The 20,444-nt window shown below is 46.1% G+C and carries 18 protein-coding genes and 1 tRNA gene; 18 read left to right on the forward strand and 1 reads right to left on the reverse strand.

The genetic code is table 11. From position 1 onward, the window contains the following. Window position 1 precedes the first annotated feature (1 nt). The 18 genes from MCG98_RS07120 to MCG98_RS07205 all read left to right on the forward strand — a co-directional run bounded on the left by MCG98_RS07120 (window position 2) and on the right by MCG98_RS07205 (window position 19,054). Window positions 2-790 carry an ABC transporter ATP-binding protein gene (locus MCG98_RS07120; protein WP_240301351.1) on the forward strand — a complete coding sequence of 263 codons (789 nt, stop codon included), beginning with the start codon at window positions 2-4 and terminating at the stop codon, window positions 788-790. Beyond that, on the forward strand, window positions 780-1,769 hold the full coding sequence (locus tag MCG98_RS07125) for an ABC transporter ATP-binding protein (RefSeq protein WP_240301352.1): 990 nt from the start codon (window positions 780-782) through the stop codon (window positions 1,767-1,769). Before MCG98_RS07120 ends, MCG98_RS07125 begins: the two co-directional genes overlap by 11 nt. 104 nt (window positions 1,770-1,873) lie before the next feature. Then, complete coding sequence (locus MCG98_RS07130; protein ID WP_240301353.1) at window positions 1,874-3,226, forward strand: MATE family efflux transporter; 1,353 nt, start codon at window positions 1,874-1,876, stop codon at window positions 3,224-3,226. Further along, entirely contained in the window at window positions 3,217-4,125 is a 909-nt protein-coding gene (locus tag MCG98_RS07135) for a LysR family transcriptional regulator (RefSeq protein WP_240301354.1), read from the forward strand. The genes MCG98_RS07130 and MCG98_RS07135 overlap by 10 nt, the downstream gene beginning before the upstream one ends. A 175-nt stretch (window positions 4,126-4,300) precedes the next feature. After that, a complete protein-coding gene (locus MCG98_RS07140; RefSeq protein WP_240301355.1) occupies window positions 4,301-5,659 on the forward strand; it encodes a citrate/2-methylcitrate synthase in 1,359 nt (452 codons plus the stop codon). A gap of 16 nt (window positions 5,660-5,675) precedes the next feature. After that, window positions 5,676-6,179 carry a YqeG family HAD IIIA-type phosphatase gene (locus MCG98_RS07145; RefSeq protein WP_240301356.1) on the forward strand — a complete coding sequence of 168 codons (504 nt, stop codon included), beginning with the start codon at window positions 5,676-5,678 and terminating at the stop codon, window positions 6,177-6,179. Window position 6,180: 1 nt separating this feature from the next. Continuing rightward, window positions 6,181-6,699 (forward strand): shikimate kinase, encoded by a 519-nt coding sequence (locus tag MCG98_RS07150; RefSeq protein WP_240301357.1) that lies wholly within the window; start codon window positions 6,181-6,183, stop codon window positions 6,697-6,699. Window positions 6,700-6,785: 86 nt separating this feature from the next. Beyond that, window positions 6,786-7,343, forward strand: a complete 558-nt coding sequence (gene efp, locus MCG98_RS07155) for an elongation factor P (protein WP_240301358.1) — start codon at window positions 6,786-6,788, stop codon at window positions 7,341-7,343. Window positions 7,344-7,559: 216 nt separating this feature from the next. Then, complete coding sequence (locus MCG98_RS07160; protein WP_240301359.1) at window positions 7,560-8,477, forward strand: DUF5688 family protein; 918 nt, start codon at window positions 7,560-7,562, stop codon at window positions 8,475-8,477. Between the two features lie 76 nt (window positions 8,478-8,553). Further along, a tRNA-Arg gene (locus tag MCG98_RS07165) sits at window positions 8,554-8,626 on the forward strand. A gap of 50 nt (window positions 8,627-8,676) precedes the next feature. Then, window positions 8,677-9,600 carry an SH3 domain-containing protein gene (locus tag MCG98_RS07170; RefSeq protein ID WP_240301360.1) on the forward strand — a complete coding sequence of 308 codons (924 nt, stop codon included), beginning with the start codon at window positions 8,677-8,679 and terminating at the stop codon, window positions 9,598-9,600. Window positions 9,601-9,693: 93 nt separating this feature from the next. Next, window positions 9,694-11,703, forward strand: coding sequence for a molybdopterin-dependent oxidoreductase (locus tag MCG98_RS07175; protein ID WP_240301361.1), 2,010 nt, complete (start codon window positions 9,694-9,696; stop codon window positions 11,701-11,703). Between the two features lie 109 nt (window positions 11,704-11,812). Further along, the gene (locus MCG98_RS07180; RefSeq protein ID WP_240301362.1) at window positions 11,813-12,817 is read left to right on the forward strand and encodes a M14 family metallopeptidase; all 1,005 of its coding nucleotides are present in this window, start codon (window positions 11,813-11,815) and stop codon (window positions 12,815-12,817) included. Between the two features lie 275 nt (window positions 12,818-13,092). Beyond that, complete coding sequence (locus MCG98_RS07185; RefSeq protein WP_240301363.1) at window positions 13,093-13,914, forward strand: sugar phosphate isomerase/epimerase; 822 nt, start codon at window positions 13,093-13,095, stop codon at window positions 13,912-13,914. A gap of 49 nt (window positions 13,915-13,963) precedes the next feature. After that, window positions 13,964-14,926, forward strand: a complete 963-nt coding sequence (gene iolN / locus MCG98_RS07190; protein ID WP_028529797.1) for a 3-dehydro-scyllo-inosose hydrolase — start codon at window positions 13,964-13,966, stop codon at window positions 14,924-14,926. A gap of 82 nt (window positions 14,927-15,008) precedes the next feature. Further along, window positions 15,009-16,064, forward strand: coding sequence for a zinc-binding dehydrogenase (locus MCG98_RS07195; RefSeq protein WP_240301364.1), 1,056 nt, complete (start codon window positions 15,009-15,011; stop codon window positions 16,062-16,064). Between the two features lie 87 nt (window positions 16,065-16,151). Continuing rightward, entirely contained in the window at window positions 16,152-17,327 is a 1,176-nt protein-coding gene (iolM, locus tag MCG98_RS07200; RefSeq protein WP_240301365.1) for a scyllo-inosose 3-dehydrogenase, read from the forward strand. A 461-nt stretch (window positions 17,328-17,788) separates the two neighbouring features. Next, complete coding sequence (locus MCG98_RS07205) at window positions 17,789-19,054, forward strand: uroporphyrinogen decarboxylase family protein (protein ID WP_240301366.1); 1,266 nt, start codon at window positions 17,789-17,791, stop codon at window positions 19,052-19,054. 75 nt (window positions 19,055-19,129) lie between these two features. On the opposite strand, the gene MCG98_RS07210 is transcribed toward MCG98_RS07205, so the two are convergent. Beyond that, window positions 19,130-20,023, reverse strand: a complete 894-nt coding sequence (locus MCG98_RS07210; RefSeq protein ID WP_240301367.1) for an AraC family transcriptional regulator — start codon at window positions 20,021-20,023, stop codon at window positions 19,130-19,132. Between the last annotated feature and the right edge of the window lie 421 nt (window positions 20,024-20,444).

Genomic DNA, 20,444 nt, shown 5'->3' on the forward strand with positions numbered 1-20,444 from the left:
TATGCTGGAAATAAAAGATCTAACAGTACAGTATGGACAACAGGAACCTACAATGGAACATTTCAACCTCTCGATGAAAAAAGGAGAGATTATCAGCGTTGTGGGAGAAAGCGGAAGCGGGAAGACGACAGTGATCCGCGCTGTACTTGGAGCTCTGCCCGGTGCGGGCAGAGTCACGGAAGGAAATATTTTTTTTCAGGGAGAATCCATGTTGTCAAAATCCAAAGATGAATGGCAGAAGATCCGCGGGACTAAGATATCCATGATATTTCAGGACTGCGGGGGGACGCTGAACCCGATACGGAAGATCGGCAGTCAGTATGTGGAGTACATATGCACCCACAGCAGGATGTCAAAGACTGAGGCGTGGGGTAAGGCAGTTGAAATGTTGAATAAGATGCGGCTTCCAGACGGAGAGAATATCATGAAAAGCTATCCCCATCAATTGAGCGGGGGCATGCGGCAGAGAGTGGGGATTGCCATGGCGATGACATTTGAGCCGCAGCTTTTACTGGCTGATGAACCTACCAGTGCGCTGGATGTGACAACTCAGGCACAGATTGTTCGTCAGATGATGGAACTTCGGGATACATTTGGAACCGGTATTATCATCGTCACTCATAATCTGGGTGTGGCATCTTATATGGCAGATCAGCTGATTGTGATGCAGTATGGGAAAGTAGTTGACAGCGGAACGAGAGAAGAAGTCATCAGATATCCTTCCAGTGAATATACCAGGAATCTGCTGAAGGCTGTCCCTGAAATGGGAGGTGAGCGTTTTGTTTCGTGATTCAGATATTGTGCTGCAGGCAAACCATATCACAAAAGTGTATCCTGCTTCAGGAAAACGCAGTCTGACAGCCTGTAATGATATCAGTCTGAATGTCTATAAGGGAAAGACGCTTGGAATCGTTGGAGAAAGCGGATGCGGTAAATCTACGTTTGTGCGTATGCTGATGCAGCTGGAAAACCCGACCAGGGGGGAAATCCTTTATCATGGAAAAGATCTGCTTGGTGTCTCAGGACCGGAGAAAAGAAATAACAGACGCCATATGCAAATGGTTTACCAGGATCCGCTGGCTTCTTTTGATCCAAAGATGAAGATCATAGATATCCTGACAGAACCTCTGCTGAACTTTGGAATGCTGAAAAAGGCTGATAAAGCAGTTAAGGCAAAAGAGCTTTTGAAGATGGTGGATTTATCAGAAGAATTTCTGTACCGTTATCCGCATAATATGAGCGGAGGACAGCGGCAGCGCGTCAGCATTGCACGCGCACTGTCGCTGGAACCGGAGATACTCGTATGTGATGAGGCGACTTCCGCGCTCGATGTATCAATTCAGAAGAACGTCATAGAACTGTTGGTGCGTCTGCAGAAAGAAAAAAATATCAGTATTGTTTTTATCTGCCATGATATTGCCCTGGTTCAATCTTTTGCTCATCAGCTGGCGGTGATGTATCTGGGAAATATTGTAGAGGTAATACCGGGAGAAGAGGTTGCGCAATATGCCTGTCACCCTTATACACAGGCACTGCTGGGAGCACTGTTTTCCATTCATATGGAGCCTGGAACGAAGATCGAGAGTATCGAAGGAGAGGTTCCAAGTCCGTTGGAGGTGCCGTCGGGGTGCCCCTTCCAGGACCGATGCAATTATTGTACGGAAGAGTGCAGGAGCCAGAAGCCAGAGCTGAAAAAGATTTCGGAAGGACATCTGGCAGCATGCCGCATGGCGGCGGATTGGCAACGCAGAGAGGCTGCGGCTGTATGAGAGAGCAAAAAAGAAATATGGGCAGGAGAATGTTTTTACATTCTTCCTGCCGTTCTTTGCGTAGATGAGATGTGTAACAAAATGATTTAAGGAGAAGAAATAATATGAATAAATGTATCCGGCAGATGACAGAAGGAAGTATCGCTGGGAGTGTTGCCGCATTTGCGCTGCCGGTCATGGCAACAAATCTGTTTCAGCAGCTTTATAATACTGTAGATGTCGCGGTGGTCGGACAGTATGCAGGAACCAAAGCTCTGGCGGCGGTCGGATCGGCAGGTCAGCTTGCGGCTTTTCTGATTTACTTTTTCATCGGTCTGTCAATTGGCGCGGGTGTTGTCATTTCTCATTCAATCGGAAAGAGGGATCGGCATAGAGTGGAAGTGCAGGTCCATACGGCAATTGCACTGGCAGTACTGGCCGGGATCGTTTTGATGGTCGTTGGAGTCTGTGCAGCTCCTTTGCTGTTGGGACTGCTCAACATTCCGGATAGTGTCATGAGGTATGCGGTTCCGTATATTCGGATTTACTTTCTTGGCATGATGCCGATGATGTTATTTAATATGGGCAGTTCCATAATGAGAGCGGCCGGGGATTCAAGAACCGGTCTGTACTGTCTTGCAGCTGGAGGGATAGTCAATGTGATCCTTGACTTTTTGTTTGTTGCAGGCCTTTCATGGGGAGTAAGGGGGGCGGCGCTGGCGACAACGATCGCACAGTCGGTCAGCGCCGTACTTATCCTTTTGAAGCTGGTTGCTAGTGATGCGGAATACAAGCTGAGTCCGCGCAGAATACGACTGAACCGGGAGGAATGTATCATGATTATCCGGATTGGAGTTCCGGCCGGGCTTCAGTCGGTGCTGGTCAGTCTGTCTAATGTCATTGTACAGAGCAGGGTAAATCTTTTTGGGCTTGAGGCTATGGCGGGGTTTGCGGCATATCTGAAGCTGGAGGGTTTTCTGTATATGCCCATCGAAGCTTTCAGCCTCGCAGTATCCAGTTTTGTGGGACAGAATTATGGCGCAGGCAACAGAGATCGTGCAGAGAAGGGAACAAAAGTGACGATGTTGCTCAGTGTTGCCGTTACGGTGGTTCTGGGGGGACTTCTTTTGTACTTTGGAAAAGAGTTGATTGGGATCTTTGACTCCAGCATGGAAGTGGCAGACCACGGGATGCAGATTATGAAGATATTGATACCGTTTTATTCACTTTATGCCGTGAATCAGACACTGACGGGTACAATGCGCGGAGTGGGGAATTCAGCCGCACCGATGGTAATTTCACTGTTTACCATGTGCGGGCTTCGGGTGGGATGGATCATCCTCCTGCTGCAGATCGTTTATGATCCTAGAATTATCTATGTGAGCTATCCGTTCACATGGCTTGTCACGACAGCAGCACTTATAATATGCTATAAACATACGAAAAAAAAGAAATGGGGTGCAGTCATATGCAGTTAAAACAGCTACAGTTTTTTGTAGTCAGCGTAGATATGGGGAGCTTTAAGGCGGCAGCCGATGTTCTGTATACATCCCAGCCGCATATCAGCAAGACAATCAAAGCATTGGAAGAAGAGCTGAATATGTCCTTGCTGAACCGTCAGGCTACGGGCGTTGTCATGACGGAAGAGGGACGTAAAGTTTACGAATATGCCAACAGGATCCTGCGCAATGTCGAGATGATCAGTAATCTTCAGGAAGAGAACCAGCTGGAAAAATTTTCGATTTCGTCCAACCCCAGCTATAAGCTGACAAAAATTTATGCCAGTTTTTATCAGGAAAAGGAGAACCTCCCGGTCAGGTTCCAGTATCTGGAAGGGACTGTTGAGGAGGTTATGCAGCATCTTCATAAGCACAGGTCAGAAATTGGGTTTGTGTTTATATCAGAACGGCAGTATTTTGCATTCCAGGAAGTACTTGGGCACAGGAGACTGGAATTCAGAATGCTGAAAAAAACAGAACCGTATCTGTATGTAGGTCCGCAGCATCCGCTCTACAAGGCGCAGGGTGTGGATGAACAGCAGCTGAAAGAACTGAAACTTGTGCAGATGCGGGAAGATTTTTTCTCTCTCACAAGTCATCTCGGGCATCTCAAAAATGAACTGGGAGCATATGAAAAACTTCCGAAGGCTGTTGTTACGGACAGCGACCATGTACTGATGCAGTTTTTGACAAACACTAAGCTTGCAAATATAGGAAGTTCAATGCTCCAGGGGAAATATGAATACAACAATATTCACGGCATTCCGATCACCACGGGGATAGACAGTATATATTTTGGATATATCAAGCGCAGGAGGGATGAATTAAGCCCGATAGCTGAGACGTTTATTGAGTATTTAAAGAATATTATACGCTGAAAACAGAAATATTCATAAATTTTTTAGAATTGTGAAGTTGTATCCTGAGGTGAATTGGTGATATACTATTGAGAAGATGTCTGCCTGAAAAAGATAGCCGACGTCTGATACGTATTCAGAAAAAGAAAGAATGTGGGGGGAACTAAAAAACGGAATTATTGAAAGGGGTATGACTATGGCATTTAAATTAAAAGTAACACCAGAGATGGAAATGTTGACGGATATCTGTGTCCAGAACAGTAAAATGGACGTTTCACTGTACGGCAAGTATGATGTGAAGCGGGGACTGAGGGATATTAATGGTCAAGGCGTATTGGCCGGCCTTACGCAGATTTCCAATATTGTTTCTTCGGAAGAAGTAGATGGAAAAATGCAGCCGTGCGACGGAAGGCTGTATTACCGGGGGATTAATATTGAAGACCTGAGCAATGGTTTTCTGACGGAACACCGTCAGGGTTTTGAGGAAGTGGCTTATCTTTTGCTGTTCGGGGTTCTGCCGAATGAGCAGCAGCTGGTTGATTTTAAGAAGATTCTCGCATCGCAGCGGTCACTGCCGACAAATTTTGTAAGAGACGTCGTAATGAAAGCACCGAGCAAGGATATGATGAATACTCTGTCACGGAGTGTCTTGACTTTGTATGCATATGATTCCAACGCAGATGACATATCGCTGCCGAATGTACTGCGCCAGTGTCTGACTTTGATCAGTGTATTTCCAATGCTTTCTGTCTATGGATATCATGCATATAATCACTATATTAAAGGTAAGAGCCTGTACATCCATCATCCTTCGAGAAATCTTTCCACAGCTGAGAATATCCTGCGGATGCTGCGCCCGGATAAGCAGTACACACAGCTGGAGGCAACGATACTGGACCTGGCACTCGTGTTGCATATGGAGCATGGAGGAGGAAATAACTCGACCTTTACAACACACGTCGTTTCTTCTTCGGGGACAGACACTTATTCTGCGATCGCGGCAGCGTTGGGGTCCCTGAAAGGCCCAAAACACGGCGGTGCTAATATTAAAGTCGTGAAAATGTTTGACGATATGAAGAAAAACATTAAAGACTGGGATGACGAGGATGCGGTTGAGGATTATCTGGTGAAGCTTCTGAAAAAAGAGGCGTTTGATAAGCGCGGACTGATCTACGGCATGGGGCATGCGGTATACTCCATCTCAGACCCGAGGGCGACCATATTTAAAAAGTTTGTAGAGCAGCTTGCAAGAGAGAAAGGACGCGATAAAGATTTTCGCCTGTATTCTATGGTGGAGGAACTGGCGCCCAAGATTATCGCACGTGAGCGCCATATCTATAAAGGCGTCAGTGCAAACGTGGATTTCTACAGCGGTTTCGTATACAGCATGCTGGATCTTCCGCTTGAACTGTATACTCCGATGTTTGCCATCGCCCGTATTGCCGGGTGGAGCGCGCACCGGATGGAAGAGCTGATCAATACAGACAAGATCATTCGGCCGGCATATAAGAATGTGAAAGCGGATGAACTGTACGTACCTCTGCACGAACGATAACAGGAGAGACAGCAGCATGTTTAAGCAGTTTTATCCCGATGAGTGTGTGGATTCCACTTATCAGATAGATTTTGAAAAGCTTTACCGGGATGGATACAGGGGGCTGATTTTTGATATTGATAATACGCTGGTTCCGCACGGCGCACCGGCAGATGACCGGGCAGTTAAACTGTTTGGCCGTCTGAAGGAACTTGGTTTTTCCAGCTGTCTGCTCTCTAATAATCAGCGGGAGCGTGTCGATTCTTTTAACCGGGAGATCGGGGTCTTTTTTATTGAAGATGCACACAAGCCTTCCAGGAAAAATTATCAGAAGGCAATGCGGATGATGGGGACGGACACCAACAACACAGTGTTCATAGGTGATCAGCTGTTTACGGATGTCTACGGTGCCAAAAGGAGCGGAATACGCAATATTCTGGTGAAACCCATACATCCAAAAGAAGAAATTCAGATCGTTCTTAAGCGGTATCTTGAAAAGATCGTATTATTTTTCTACAGACATCACGGAGGAAGAACCTGAGATGAATCATATTATTTTAATCGGATTTATGGGAAGCGGAAAGACAAGTGTCGGAAAACAGCTTGCCAAAGTAATGCAGCTTCCGTTTGTTGATATGGACCAGCTGATCGTCGAAAAGACCGGTATGGAAATCACAGAAATTTTTGAGCGATACGGGGAAGCACATTTTCGGAGAATAGAATCAGAATGTCTGGAAGAACTCAGTAAGGAAGAAGAACGCAGGGTGATTTCTGTGGGCGGAGGACTTCCGGTTCAGCCACGAAATCAGCCGTATCTGAGGAAGATGGGAACGGTAGTACTTTTGGAAGCTTCTGTACAGACGCTGCAAAGACGACTGAAGTATGACAGCTCCCGCCCGATGCTTAAGGGCAAAGATCTGCAGAAGAATATTGAGACACTGCAGAGACAGCGTAAGGCGGAGTATGAAAAGGTCAGTGATATCCGGGTGGTAACTGACGATAAGGAATTTTGCCAGATTGTCGATGAGATCCGTAAAATCGTAGATTGCGTAAAAAATTAGTTGAAAAAAAGCCGCAGATAATATAGAATATAGCATAGTGAAGTAATGTGCGGATTTGACGCATACGATTAAGGAGGAATATCAGTATGATATCAGCAGGAGATTTTAAGAATGGTGTTACACTGGAAATAGATGGCAATATCGTTCAGATTATTGAGTTCCAGCACGTAAAACCTGGAAAAGGTGCAGCGTTTGTAAGAACGAAATTAAAAAATATCATCAGCGGCGGTGTAGTGGAAAAAACATTCCGTCCTACCGAGAAATTCCCGGCAGCACGGATTGACCGTTCAGACATGCAGTACCTGTATAGTGATGGAGATCTGTATAATTTCATGAATATGGAGACATATGACCAGATTGCCCTGAACGCAGAAGCGATCGGAGATGCGCTGAAATTCGTGAAGGAGAACGAGATGGTAAAGATCTGTTCCCACAATGGCAACGTATTTGCGGTTGAGCCTCCGCTGTTCGTAGAGCTGGAGATTACAGAGACAGAACCGGGCTTCAAGGGAGATACCGCACAGGGTGCAACAAAACCTGCAACAGTAGAGACGGGCGCGGTTGTGTACGTTCCGCTGTTTGTAGAACAGGGAGATAAAATTAAGATCGATACCAGAACGGGAGAGTACTTATCCCGCGTTTAATGAAACGTGTTTGCATGCCCGGGCCTATTGTCCGGGCAGCAATTTCTAATCTGATTTTTGCAGTATATCTTTTTCGCACATTCGTGCGGACTTTCCAACAGAGACAAGAACAATAAATGAAAAGGCAGTTTTAAAACCACAGTATGATTTTCCGTGGTCTTGTTTGTGTATCCAAAACAGGTACCACTGAAAAAATAAATTAGAAGGGGTGATCTTTTGGATTACACGACATTTAAAACAGCTATGCTAACCTGCGTAAAAGACCAGTTGGGAGAGGAGGTGAGTATCAGGCTGCAGGAAATACCGAAGAATAACGGAGGGTTTCAGGATGGTATGGCAATTATGGGCGCCGGATCGAACCTGGAACCGGTTATTTATCTGGAACCGTACTACCAGGCGTTTGAAGAGGGGAGGACTCTGAAAGAACTCGGACAACTGCTGGTCACGGAGTGGAAAGAAAATCGTATCGACGAGAAGGGACCCGTCGGAGTTTTTGAGGATTTTCGCAAAGCATTTTCCAGCATCTGTTATCAGCTTGTTAATTTTCAAAAAAACAGGGATTTGCTGGCGAGGACGCCGCACAGAGAATTCCTGGACCTCGCACTGATATATTATTACCGCACGGAGCATCCTTTCTGCAATTCGGCGCGGATACTGATTCGCAGAGAACACATGGAGAACTGGGGAGTAACAGAAAAAATACTGTATGAGGCAGCTGCAAAAAACACACAAAAGCTTCTGCCCCATCATTTTCTGAGCATCGGGCAGGTGATCGCCGGACTCTCGGGTGATGAAGAGATCGGGAGTCTGGCGGATGAATGCCGGGATGATGAGGGGATGTATGTTCTGACGAACGAAGAAAAGTACCTGGGCGCGGTATGCATCTTTTATCCGGAAGTTTTGAAGCGGATTGCCGATACATTCGGCAGCAGCTTTTTTGTGCTGCCGAGCAGTATTCATGAGTGCATTATTGTACCGGAGACGGGGGAGGACTTTGAAGCGGATCTTCAGGAACTTGTCCGGGATGTGAACAGGGTATATGTATCGGAGGAGGAATTTCTGTCGGATCATGTGTATTATTATGACCGAAAAGGCAGAAGTCTCTGGTGGGGGAAGAAAAGTGTGATGATCTGACCGGAAATTTTAAATACTTTACAATTCCCTGAATTTATGATATTATAGCGTAGTGTGGTATGAAATACCATGGCAGGCATCTGTAGCTCAGGGGATAGAGCAGTGGTTTCCGGTGCCACGTGCCGGGGGTTCGAATCCCTCCAGATGCGTCGGTATAGCTAAAGATTAGTGTACCAATTGACAAAGGAGGTCAGATAAGTTGGATAATTTTAGAGAATGGCTTTCTGACAATCTCAGATATATCCTGCTTGGACTTTTTATTATTCTTGTGCTGGCAGTGCTGTTCCTGGGAATTAAGTTTATTTCTTCCAGGGTGGGCGCTCAGGATGAGAACAGCCAGACTCAGCAGGAAAGCCAGAAGGAATCTGACGAGGCCGCTGATGAAAAAGATCCAGAAGGAACCGGAGATGATCCGGAACCGACTGTAACACCGGAAGAAGAGAGTCGGTTGGAAAAAGAGGCATATCCGGATGTAAATGCTGTCATTCAGACATATTATACTGCGCTTGGGAGCAAAGATATTGCCGGAATTAAAAGTGTAGTGGATAGTCTTGACGCGACAGAAGAAGCTAAGATCACTAAGGATCAGAATATTGAGAGCTATGGTAATGTTGAGACATATACTATAAAAGGACCGGAAGACGGTACCTATGTTGTATTTGCCTGCTATTCTTATAAGTTCAATGGGATTGATACGGCAGTACCGGGACTTAGTCAGCTGTATGTCTGCACTGGTGACGACGGCAGGCTTTATATTGCGACGCAGGAACAGGATGCCGAAACGCAGGCCTATATCCAGGAGACGATGAAGGAAAAAGATGTTGAGGCGTTAATATCCGGAGTCCAGAACGAATATGAGTCCGCGCTGGAAAGTGATGAATCTCTGAAGAGTTTTATCGAGAGCCTGGGGATTGGTACCTCAGAAGCCGCATCGGCTGAAAATGGCTCGCTCATCACTGTCAGAAGCGACTGCAATGTGCGTGCACAGGCCAGCGAAGATGCTGAAGTGCTCGGGAAACTGGGCGAAGGCCAGCAGGTGACAAAGACCGGCAGTCAGGGGGAGTGGATTGAAATCTCCTATGAAGACCAGACCGGTTATGTCAGAAGTGATTTATTTAAATAGGTATTGTGAAGAGCTGTTGCTTAAGGCCCGCGGGTTGATGGCAAGAGCTCTTTTTGTATCGTTGTATCATAAATTATAAGAGGAGGAAATTCCATGATGCTCAAGAAAACAGTTTGTCCCTATGATTGTCCCGCGTCCTGCGGACTGATCGCAGAAACTGACGGTAACAGGATATATCGTATCATTGGGGATCCCGATCATCCGGCAACGCATGGTGTGACCTGCGCTAAAGTAAGAGGATATGTGCGTTCGCTCTATGACAGGGGTCGTCTTCTTATGCCGATGAAAAGGACGGGAAGGAAAGGCAGCGGAGAATTTGTTCAGATATCCTGGAAAGAGGCAGTGGAGATCATTGCTCTCAGGTTTGGGGAAATTATTGAAAAGGATGGCGCTCAGGCAATCCTTCCGGCAGTTTATTCCGGTGTAATGAGTGATATACAGAGATTTTGCGGACATGCGTTTTTTAATTATATGGGAGCTTCAGAGCTTGTGATGAGCCTGTGTTCGTCGGCAAAGGGGGAGGGCTATGCACAGGTTATGGGTAAAACACGGTCTCTTGATCCGGGGGAGCTGAAAGACAGTGACTGCATCCTCGTATGGGGGTGCAATGCGGCGGCCACACGGATACACAGTATGGCTGACCTTGTAAATGGCAAAAAGCATGGGAAGAAAGTGATTCTGATTGACACGTATGAGAATCCCACAGCGCGGGCTGCCGATGAGGTGGTGCTGATCCGGCCCGGCACGGATGGCGCGCTGGCGTTGTCGATGATGCAGGTGCTGGTGGAAGAAGGACTGGCAGATGTGCAGTTTCTGGAAGAGGAGACAGAAGGGGCAGGTGAACTGATAGAAACACTTGGGGATTATACGCCGGAGAAAACGGAGCAGATTACAGGGATTTCGCCGGCGCAGGTGAGAAGAGTGGCAAGGGCATATGCGGCCGCACAGGCGGCGTCTGTTTTACTGGGGAGTGGTATTTCCAGACATCGAAATGGGGCTATGACGGTTCGGCTGATCACCATTCTTCCTGCATTTGTGGGTGCCTGGAAGTATAAAGGAGGCGGGATTTGCGGATGTACGGTTTCGGGGGGTGAAGTGTTTCAGATGGACCTTATCCGGAGACCCGATTTTCGAAAAAAGCGGTGCAGGAAAATCAATATTAATCAGCTGGCTTCTGCTCTGACGGGGGATATTCAGGGGCCGCCGGTCAAAGGGCTGTATGTATACGGACTGAACCCTGCAAATACAGTTTCCAATCAGAAGAAGCTGCTGGAAGGGCTTCAAAGAGAAGACTTATTTACAGTCGTGCATGAGCGCTTCATGACAGACACTGCCAGGTATGCAGATATTTTACTGCCCGCTGCATTCTCTGTGGAGCAATCTGATGTATACCGGTCATACGGCTATTTTACAGCAGGATATGCAAAGAAAATTGTCGAGCCTGCCGGAGAGTGTAAAAGCAACTGGGATACGTTTCGCCTGTTGGCCCGAGCGATGGGGTATCGGGAAGCCTATTTTGAAATGACGGAAGAGGAAATGGTCCGGAAAGTGCTGCAGGAGGCGGGGAGTTATCTGAGAGAGCGGCCTGAGGACGAAAGGGCAAAAATTCAGAGTGGCGAATGTGTCTTGTTTCCTGCGGCAAATCATCGGATATACCGTACGAAGAGCGGAAAAATAGAGATCGTAAACCGGGAAGCGGAGATACCGGTTCCGGCGTATATGCCGGTGGAAAACGACACATATCCGCTGCACCTGATAGCGGCACCTTCGGTACATACGCTGAACAGTACATTCGTAGAGCGCGCAGATCTCAGAGCGCGCAGAGGGATCATGTCACTTTTGATTCATCCGGATGATGCCAAAGAGCGTAATATCAAAGACGGAGAACGCATTTTGTGCTTTAATGATCTGGCGGAAGTGGAATTTCAGGCGGAAGTGACGGCTCGGGTAAAAAAAGGTACGGTGATAGCGGAAGGAGTCTATGATATAGCTCATTCGCTGAACGGACTGACGGTCAATGCGCTGCACCATGAGCGTCTGTCGGACTGCGGGGAGGCTACCACGCTGAATGATAATACAGTGGATATCTGCCCGTTAAGATGATTCGGAGATATTCCAAATTGATATAACAAAGCTGACAGAATTCATGGACAGGGATCGTATTTCTACTATATAATAGGTGCAGAGTATAAAGGAAAGGCGAATCACGAATATGAGAGAACAACAGACAGAATATTTTGAACTCGGGGAACTTCGTGCTGCGCGCGGGGAGAAGCGAAGCGGGCACCTTCGTGTGACAGGAACTCCGTATGTACTTCACGCGACGGTGATGTGTGGTGAGCGTCCCGGAAAGACGCTGCTTTTGACGGCGGGTGTTCACAGCTGCGAATACGTAGGTATTCAGACACTGATCGAAATGGCCGCGAAACTGGAACCTTCGCGCATCATTGGAAATGTAATTATCATTCCTGTCGTGAACAGAACCGGGTTTGAAGCGAGAAGACCCACGGTGGTCCCTGAGGATGAGAAGAATCTGAACCGCGTTTTTCCGGGAGCTGAGGATGGTACGGAGTCTCAGAAACTTGCCTGGTACATGGAACAGGAACTGTTCTCAAGGGCGGACTACTATGTAGACCTGCATTCTGGAGGAATATATGAGGAACTCACGCCGTACGTATATTACGTGGGAAACTGCCCGGATGAAACCTCGATGGAAGCGCAGCGGGCAGCGGCATCGGCGGATGTGCCGTTTATGGTCAGGTCTTCCGCCTCCACGGGAGCCTACAATTATGCAGGGCGTCTGGGGATTCCCAGCATTTTGATTGAGCGGGGAGGTTCGGGGCGATGGACGGAAGAGGAAGTCCGAGCCAATATCCGTGACCTGTTTAATATCATGAGATGCTGGGGGGTAATGGACGGAGAACCGCTGATGCCGCTGGAGCAGCCATACCGGCTGGAAAATCCGGTTTACCATGAATGCCATGAGTCCGGGCTCTGGTACCCCTGCGTGGAAGCCGGGCAGAGAATTTACCAGGGACAGGTTCTCGGAGAGATTCGCGGATATCATGGAGAATTACTGGAGACGTGTGTGGCGGAACATGATGGCAATGTGCTTTATCTGACGAAGACGCTATGGGTGGATAAGAGCGTGGAAGTGGTAGCGTATGCGAGAATCTGCCGGTGCAGTGAATGCGTGCAGTGCAAAAATGATAAATAATGAAGAAAACAAAGAGGGCAGTTGTGTATTATGTACAGCTGCCCTCTTTTTGCAGGTGAAATTACCGCCAATTGCAAGAATTATAAACTCCACAAAAATAACGGAGGAAAGAAGTAGATTTCAAAGGGTTTATCAAGCAGGATATCTGTAGTCGAAAAGAGCATTTCATCCTATAATGTATTTAACAACAGAGGATAACACAAACGGCAGTCAGACAAAGAAGGCTTAAATACCGTGTTATCTGACTTTGTAAGAATTATTAAGGAGGCAGTCAGGTGAAGAACTGGAAATATGCGATATCTTCCGCGGATGATGCACCTTCTACCGCCCCTATCCTTTTAAAAGGAAATGTATGTGACAATCTGAAAAAGGCTGCAGAGCTTGGGTATCAGGCGATCGAAGTACATACAAGACCGGATGAGGAATTTGATTACGAGGCGATCAAAAAGGCAGAAGATACCTATGGAGCCAAGGTCGGAATGATAATCACAGGGCGTCTGAACACAGAAGGGCTGTGCAGTCTGATTGATGACAGGCCATATGTGATGAACACCGCGGTGACAGAGATGCAGCGTTACATCGACATGGCACATAAGATGAAAGCAGATATCGTAATCGGATGGGTAAAGGGAAACGTTCCTGCCGGCGGAAACCGTAAAAAATACATAGACCGTCTTGCAAGAAACCTGCGGGTACTTGCAGCGTATGCGAAAGAGCGGGACGTGAAACTGAATCTGGAAGTGATCAACCGGTATGAAGTAAACATCTTTACGACAGCTGATGAGACGATGGAATTTCTGGAAGAGTATCAGATTGACAATCTCTATGTTCATCTCGATACATTCCATATGGGAATCGATGAGTGTGACCCCGTAAAAGCGATTGAGCGGTGCGCAGGACACATTGGATATTTTCATCTGGCGGACAATTCCAGAAGATATCCGGGAACAGGACAGTTTGACTTTGCTAAAATTCTGAAGGCACTGGAAGCGGCCGGATACGATGGATATTTATCGGTGGAATGCCTGCCGTGGCCGAATGAACAGGAAGCGGCGAAACAGGCAATTGCCTACATGAAACAAGTGGAACAAAATTAAAAAATAACTATAAAACCTAAAAACCTATCAATAAGGAGGAAAAAGAATTATGTCTAAATGGCAAATCCCGGCAACCGGCGGCAATATGGAAGCCCCAAATGGTATTTACTACCAGAACATGACAAACAAAGAAGTGGCAGAACGCTTAAAAACAAACGATGTTATCCTGATTCCTGTAGGATCTACGGAAAACCATGGACCATCTGCTCCGTATGGAGAAGATACATACCTCGATACACGTCTCTGCGAACAGGTTGCGAAGGCAACCGGATGTACAGTGGCACAGCCTATCTGGTACGGATCCCATCCATACCATCATCTGGGACAGAAAGGTACCATCATGATTCCGGAAGAAATCCTTGCTGATTACCTCTGCTATGTATTCGCAGGTTTCTGGAACACAGGGTTCCGCAAGATGATCGTTGTCAACGGTCATGGACAGGATTATGTAATTCCGCTGGCAATCCATAAATTTGGAAAGAAATTCCAGGTTCCTGGCATTATCCTCTATACGCACTTCTGGAATGCGGCGAAAGAACAGCTGGATACAAAAGAAGGCGGCGGCCCATACGATACACCGTTTATCCATGCAGACGAAGTAGAACAGTCCTGGTGTCTGGGTCTGTTCCCGGAACTTATCAAGAGAGGCGAAGAAGTCGAGACGAAAGCGTATCCTCTGCTTCCTCCGGGACATATCAACAACTCTGCAGAGCGCGGTGTAGGACCGATCAAATGGTACAACGCATTCGGCTCCTGCGCAATGGAATGTATCGTACAGCCGGAAGGTGTTATCGGAAATCCGAAACTGGCAGATGCTGAAAAGGCGCGCGAAGGTATCGAGAGAACATTGAATTATCTGGAAAAACTGGTTAACGACATACTGGAGAAATATCCGGCAGGAGAACTTCCGCCAATCGATATGATGACACAGAGAAAACGAGAAGACATCGAAGCTGTTATCAAAGGCCCGAATGAGCCAGGCGGACGTCATATCTACACACTGACATACTAATTGAAATTATTTGGCCTGGGCAGCACAGGCTGTCCGGCCAGACATATAAATAATAAAAGTTTAAAATGGAGGATTAAGAATTATGAAATGTAAACAGGCATTTATGTATGGACCTCATGACCTTAGAATTGAAGAAGTTGAGCTTCCGCCACTGAGAGACGACCAGATTCTGATTAAACTTATCGCATGCGGCATCTGTCAGTCTGATGTAGAGTGTTTCGAAGGTGAATCTGCAGAAGGACGTTATGACCTTGGCCCGTATACTCCTGGACACGAGTGGGTAGGAAGAGCTGTTGAGATCGGTAAAGACGTTACTTCTGTCAAGATTGGTGATAAAGTAGTTGGCGACTGTGTCATTCCATGTCATCAGTGTGCGAACTGTAAAGATGGAAAGATGTCTTCCGCATGCCTTAACATGCGTGAAGTAGGCTTCCGTCCGGACTCTCCTGGTGGATTCGGCGAGTACATGATTCTCGAAGAGGCTTATACTCATGTGATCCCGGAAGACTGGTCCAATGAGGTCGGCAGTTTCGTAGAAAACTTTAACGTTGCTTACTGGGGTGTATGGGGCAATGGATGTAATCCGGACGCTTCTGATGTATGTGTTATCATCGGCGGCGGCCCGATCGGCTGTTCTGCATCAATGGTATGTGCAACATCCGGTGCTACCGTAATCGTTGTTGACCCGGTTGAATCCAGAAGAGAAAATGCATTGAAATATGGTGCGGATTATACGGTTGACCCATCTGACGGAAATGTTGAGCAGAAGATTAAAGATCTCACAAACGGCCGTGGCGCTGACGTGGTTATCGAGTGTTCCGGTAATGATATCGGTATCGCTTCTCTGTTTGATATTGCCGGACACAGCGCAAGAGTTGGTGTGGTTGGTCACTCCATCGGAAGAAAAGTTCCGGTTGAGATTGGTAAGACAATCTGGAAAACTCTGCATATTGCAGGAAGCGGAGGAACAACTAACTGGTTCCCGAGAACAATCCGTTTCATGTCCAAGATTAAAGACAAATATGATTTTGAGGATCTTGTATCTCATTACTATAAGTTCGAGGATCTTGCCGAGGCTATGGAAATGGCAAGAAACAAAGCTGTCGCTCGTAAGGTTATGTTAACCTTCGATGAATAAATCCTACTACCTTTTACCTTTTGCCGGGCACCCCGAAAGGGATGTCCGGCATAAAATCCAATAAGAAAAACGTAAAGGAGCAAGAATATGAGAGCGTTTTATGTAGAGGCAGATTTTCAGCCCAAAGAAGGCTATAGATTATCAGAGCGTGAATCCAGCACAGGACGTGCACTGCGCGGCAATCAGATCTGGAAAGATATCCGTGGTTCTGTAACGGACCGTCCGGAACCGGTCTGCGGTGACAATCAGGTAAAAATCAAAGTCGGTGCAGCAGGAATCTGCGGTACAGATGCACACCTGCTGAGGAAAGATGATATGGGATATTCCATGTATGACGGACATACGAAATATCCGATCATCACAGGTCATGAGTTTGCCGGTGAGATTGTGGAAATTGGCAAGAATGTAAAAAAACTAAAAGTTGGTGATCTGGTATCTGTTGAATCCATGCACTGGTGCGGAGAATGTGATGCATGTCGCCGTGGTATGTTCAATCAGTGTAAAGAACTGGAAGAACCTGGACTTACATACGATGGAGGATTTGCTGAATACGCAACTGTTCATGCAAAATACTGCTATAAATTAAATGATATCGTAAATTACTATGGCGGCGATAAGATGGCGGCATTTGAGATGGGCGCCATGATTGAGCCGACTGGCGTGGCTTATAATGGACTTTTCGTACGCGGCGGCGGAATCCGTCCGGGCGGACATGTTGCTGTTTTCGGTGCGGGTCCTATCGGACTGGCAGCAATCTCTCTGATGAAAACTGCAGGAGCTGCAAAATTAATTGCATTTGAGAGCATTCCGGAGCGTGTGGAACTGGCAAAGGCCTGCGGCGCAGACTATGTGTTTGACCCGACTTCTTTCAAGAGTGCAGATGATCAGGCGGAAATGCTGATGGATATGACAAACGGAGCGGGAATCTCTCTTTTTGCAGAGTGTGCAGGAGCAACGAAGTTTACGTATCCGGTAATGGCTAAATCTCTGGCCATCGGTGGAAAGACAGTTCAGATTGGTCACACTGTCGGACTGACTCCTGTTGATATATTCGGATGGCAGTGGAATGCAGCTACGATTTCCGGATCCAACGGACAGTCTGGACAGGGTATCTACCCGGATGTTATCGCATTGATGGCATCGGGACGTATTGATATGCGCAAAATGGTAACCGGACGCTTTAACCTGGAAGATATCGAAGAAGGCATGAAGATCACAGCAGGTAAAGTTCTGGTATCTACAGAGTACCCGAGACTGAAATAAAAGTTATTGACGAAATATCCCAACCTTATCCTTAAATCCTTAAAATAAAATGCGAAAGAAGCGTTCTTATGAAGCTGGTCTTCAGGGACGCTTCTTTTCTGTGTGCATGAAATTATAACAGGATAAAAACTTCCGGGAGGTAAAAAGTACAGGAAAAGAAAAAAATAATAAAAAAGAAAGATAATCTGTGCATGGATGTCACAGAGCAGTGCAGAAATGCGAAAACCAAATTTTATATCAGCGCCGTATCCCTGCAAACCCTGTAAAACGGAGGGTATGGGGTGGCATCTGCTGTTATTCAGAATGTACATAAAATCAAAAAAGTGCACAGGTATTTAAGAAAATCAAGGAAATACAAAGCAGAATATCCATAGCAAAAACATGGTTTCCGGGATATAATACGGTTGTATCGATGCTTAAGGATGAAACAAAAAAATAATATAAAACAAAGAGGGATTGTTATGACATCAAAAGAAAGAGTAAGAACGTCATTTGCGCATAAACAACCGGACAAAATGGCGATGGATTTTGGCGGAATGGGTTGTTCCACGACCCATGTAACAAACGTGAAAAAGCTGCGGGAGTATTATGGACTGGAAAAACGTCCGGTTAAAGTATTTGACATCTTTGGTATGACAGGCGCGATGGACGAGGACCTGAAAACAGCGATCGGAACGGATGTAGAGCAGATCACGCCGTTTAACGCAAGCTTTGGGCTGCGCACGGACGGTGACTGGAAAGAGTGGGAGTACATGGGTGTTGACCTGCTGGTTCCGAAAGAATGCCAGATCACGGATGACGGTAAAGGCGGTTATTTCATTTATCCGCAGGGAGATACGAGTGTTTCGCCGAGCGGACATATGCCGGCAGGCGGTTTCTATTTTGACAACGTAGAGCGCCAGCAGCCGATCGATGAAGACGATATGAACTTCATGGATAACTGCGAAGAATACTGTGACGTAACAGAAGACAACCTGAACTACCTGAAAAAAGTTGCGGAAGAATACAAAAACGGAAAGAGCGAACGCGCTGTTGTCTTTGATCCGGGCGGAGCGGCTCTCGGAGATGCGGCATTTATCGCGGGTCCTCAGCTGAAACATCCGAAAGGTATCCGTACGGTTTCTGACTGGTACATGGCCCCGATTCTTTACCCGGATTATGTGCATGAAGTATTCGAATATCAGACAGATATGATGATTAAGAACTGGACGAAAATGTATGATATCCTGGGCGATGTCGTAGATATTGCCTATATCTGTGGAACGGATTTTGGAAATCAGCTTTCACTGATGTGTTCTCTGGATACATTTGAAGAGTTTTACAAACCGTATTACTCGAAGATGAACAAATGGGTACATGAGCATGCGAAATGGCATACTCTGAAACATTCCTGCGGGGCTATCTTTGATGTGATTCCAAAACTGATTGAAAGCGGGTTTGATTCTGTAAATCCTGTGCAGTGTTCCGCTGCAGGAATGGATCCTCAGCGCCTGAAAGATACATACGGTGATCATATGGTATTCTGGGGCGGCTGTGTGGACACACAGAAAGTGCTTCCTTTTGGAACTGTCCAGGAGGTCAAAGACCAGGTGAAACAGCGCTGTGAAATTTTCTCCAAAAACGGAGGTTATATCTGCGCATCTATTCACATCATCCAGTGTAATGTACCACTGGAAAACATCGTTGGCATGATTGATGCAATTCATGAATTCAACGGTGATAAATAAAGCTTCTCTTAATTTCCTATACCTTAAAAGCAAAAGGGCCTCATGGATTTCATGAGGTTCTTTTGCGTTGCGGTTCTAATATTCATCCTCGCTTTCATCAGGGTCAGGCAGTATGTTACGCTTACGGTAGGCCAGCGGAGATAATCCGACATATTTTTTAAACTGTACGTTAAAATGACTTAAATTGTCAAAGCCCACTTCAGATGCGATTTCTGTAATTGATTTCCTGGTAAACACCAACAGCAGCTGTGCTTCGCCGATACGTCTTCTGACAATATAATGCATGGGAGAATAGCCCAGTTTTCGTTTAAACAGGTGTGAGAGATAAGATTGACTGATGAAGAACTGTTCGCTGATTTTGGGCAGTGACAGGTCTTCAGCAAAATTATCGTCAATGTATTTTTTGATATCATGGAGCAGTGCTGAACTGTTTTTCTTGGGCATAACGGGACTTGGGATGCCGAATTCCTCAAATGAATGCAGTACAAGCGAAAGCAGCGCCTGCGTCAGATAAATGCAGGTTTCCTGCTTATCTTCTGATCCGAAAGCCAGAGACTCAAAAATTGACTGAAACATGGCGTCCATAAGTACGAATTCTTTTCCTACTTTTAAGACCGGTTTAACGGTATCGGGAATCAGATGATTCTTTGGAAGACCATTGATGTATACGTCATCGATGGCGATGGATATCATGGATAGCTGCCGGTTGTATTCCGGTACTTCATCATGCAGTGATCCTTCATTGCAGACGACGATGTTTCCCGCCTTGATCTCGAATTTTTCATCGTCAACAATGTAATAACCGGATCCCGTGCGGACTAACAGAAGTTCCAGCCGGTCATTGTGGCTGTGCAGTACACGTGCATACTGGCTGGAGGCGCGGGTAATATTACTTGCAGTTAAAAGCCGTGGTGTCGTTCCCTCCGCGAACGATACAGGAACCGAATCTTTTGCAAAACTGAGTATCATGGTAAACGCTCCTTTTTTATGTTGTGTTTTCCTCCAGTTTCTATTATAAAGCATCAAATTTATAAAATCCATAAATCAGAGTAAAAAAGTGCAGAAAAATAAAACCAGTGATATAAAGGATGAGAAAATGCAGGAAAAACAAAAAAGACAAAGAGCAGAAAAACAAAACTAATCAACGGGTAAATACAGCGAAAAGTCAGAAAAAGTCAAAATACCGTGAAACTGCACAAAATATAAAGTATATATAGTGAAAATTTGGCTAAAATAAAGAAAGCAGGAAATCAAAAAAAGTGAAAATAACCATAAAAAAAACGCAAAATTCTAAACAGGTTAGCAAAAGCAATAGAAGCCTGATTACGTTATAATAATACCAGTATCGATACAAAAGCTGTGCAAAAACAAAAAAATTGAAAACGTAGTT

This window comes from Ruminococcus sp. OA3, assembly GCF_022440845.1.
Taxonomy (GTDB): domain Bacteria; phylum Bacillota; class Clostridia; order Lachnospirales; family Lachnospiraceae; genus Ruminococcus_G.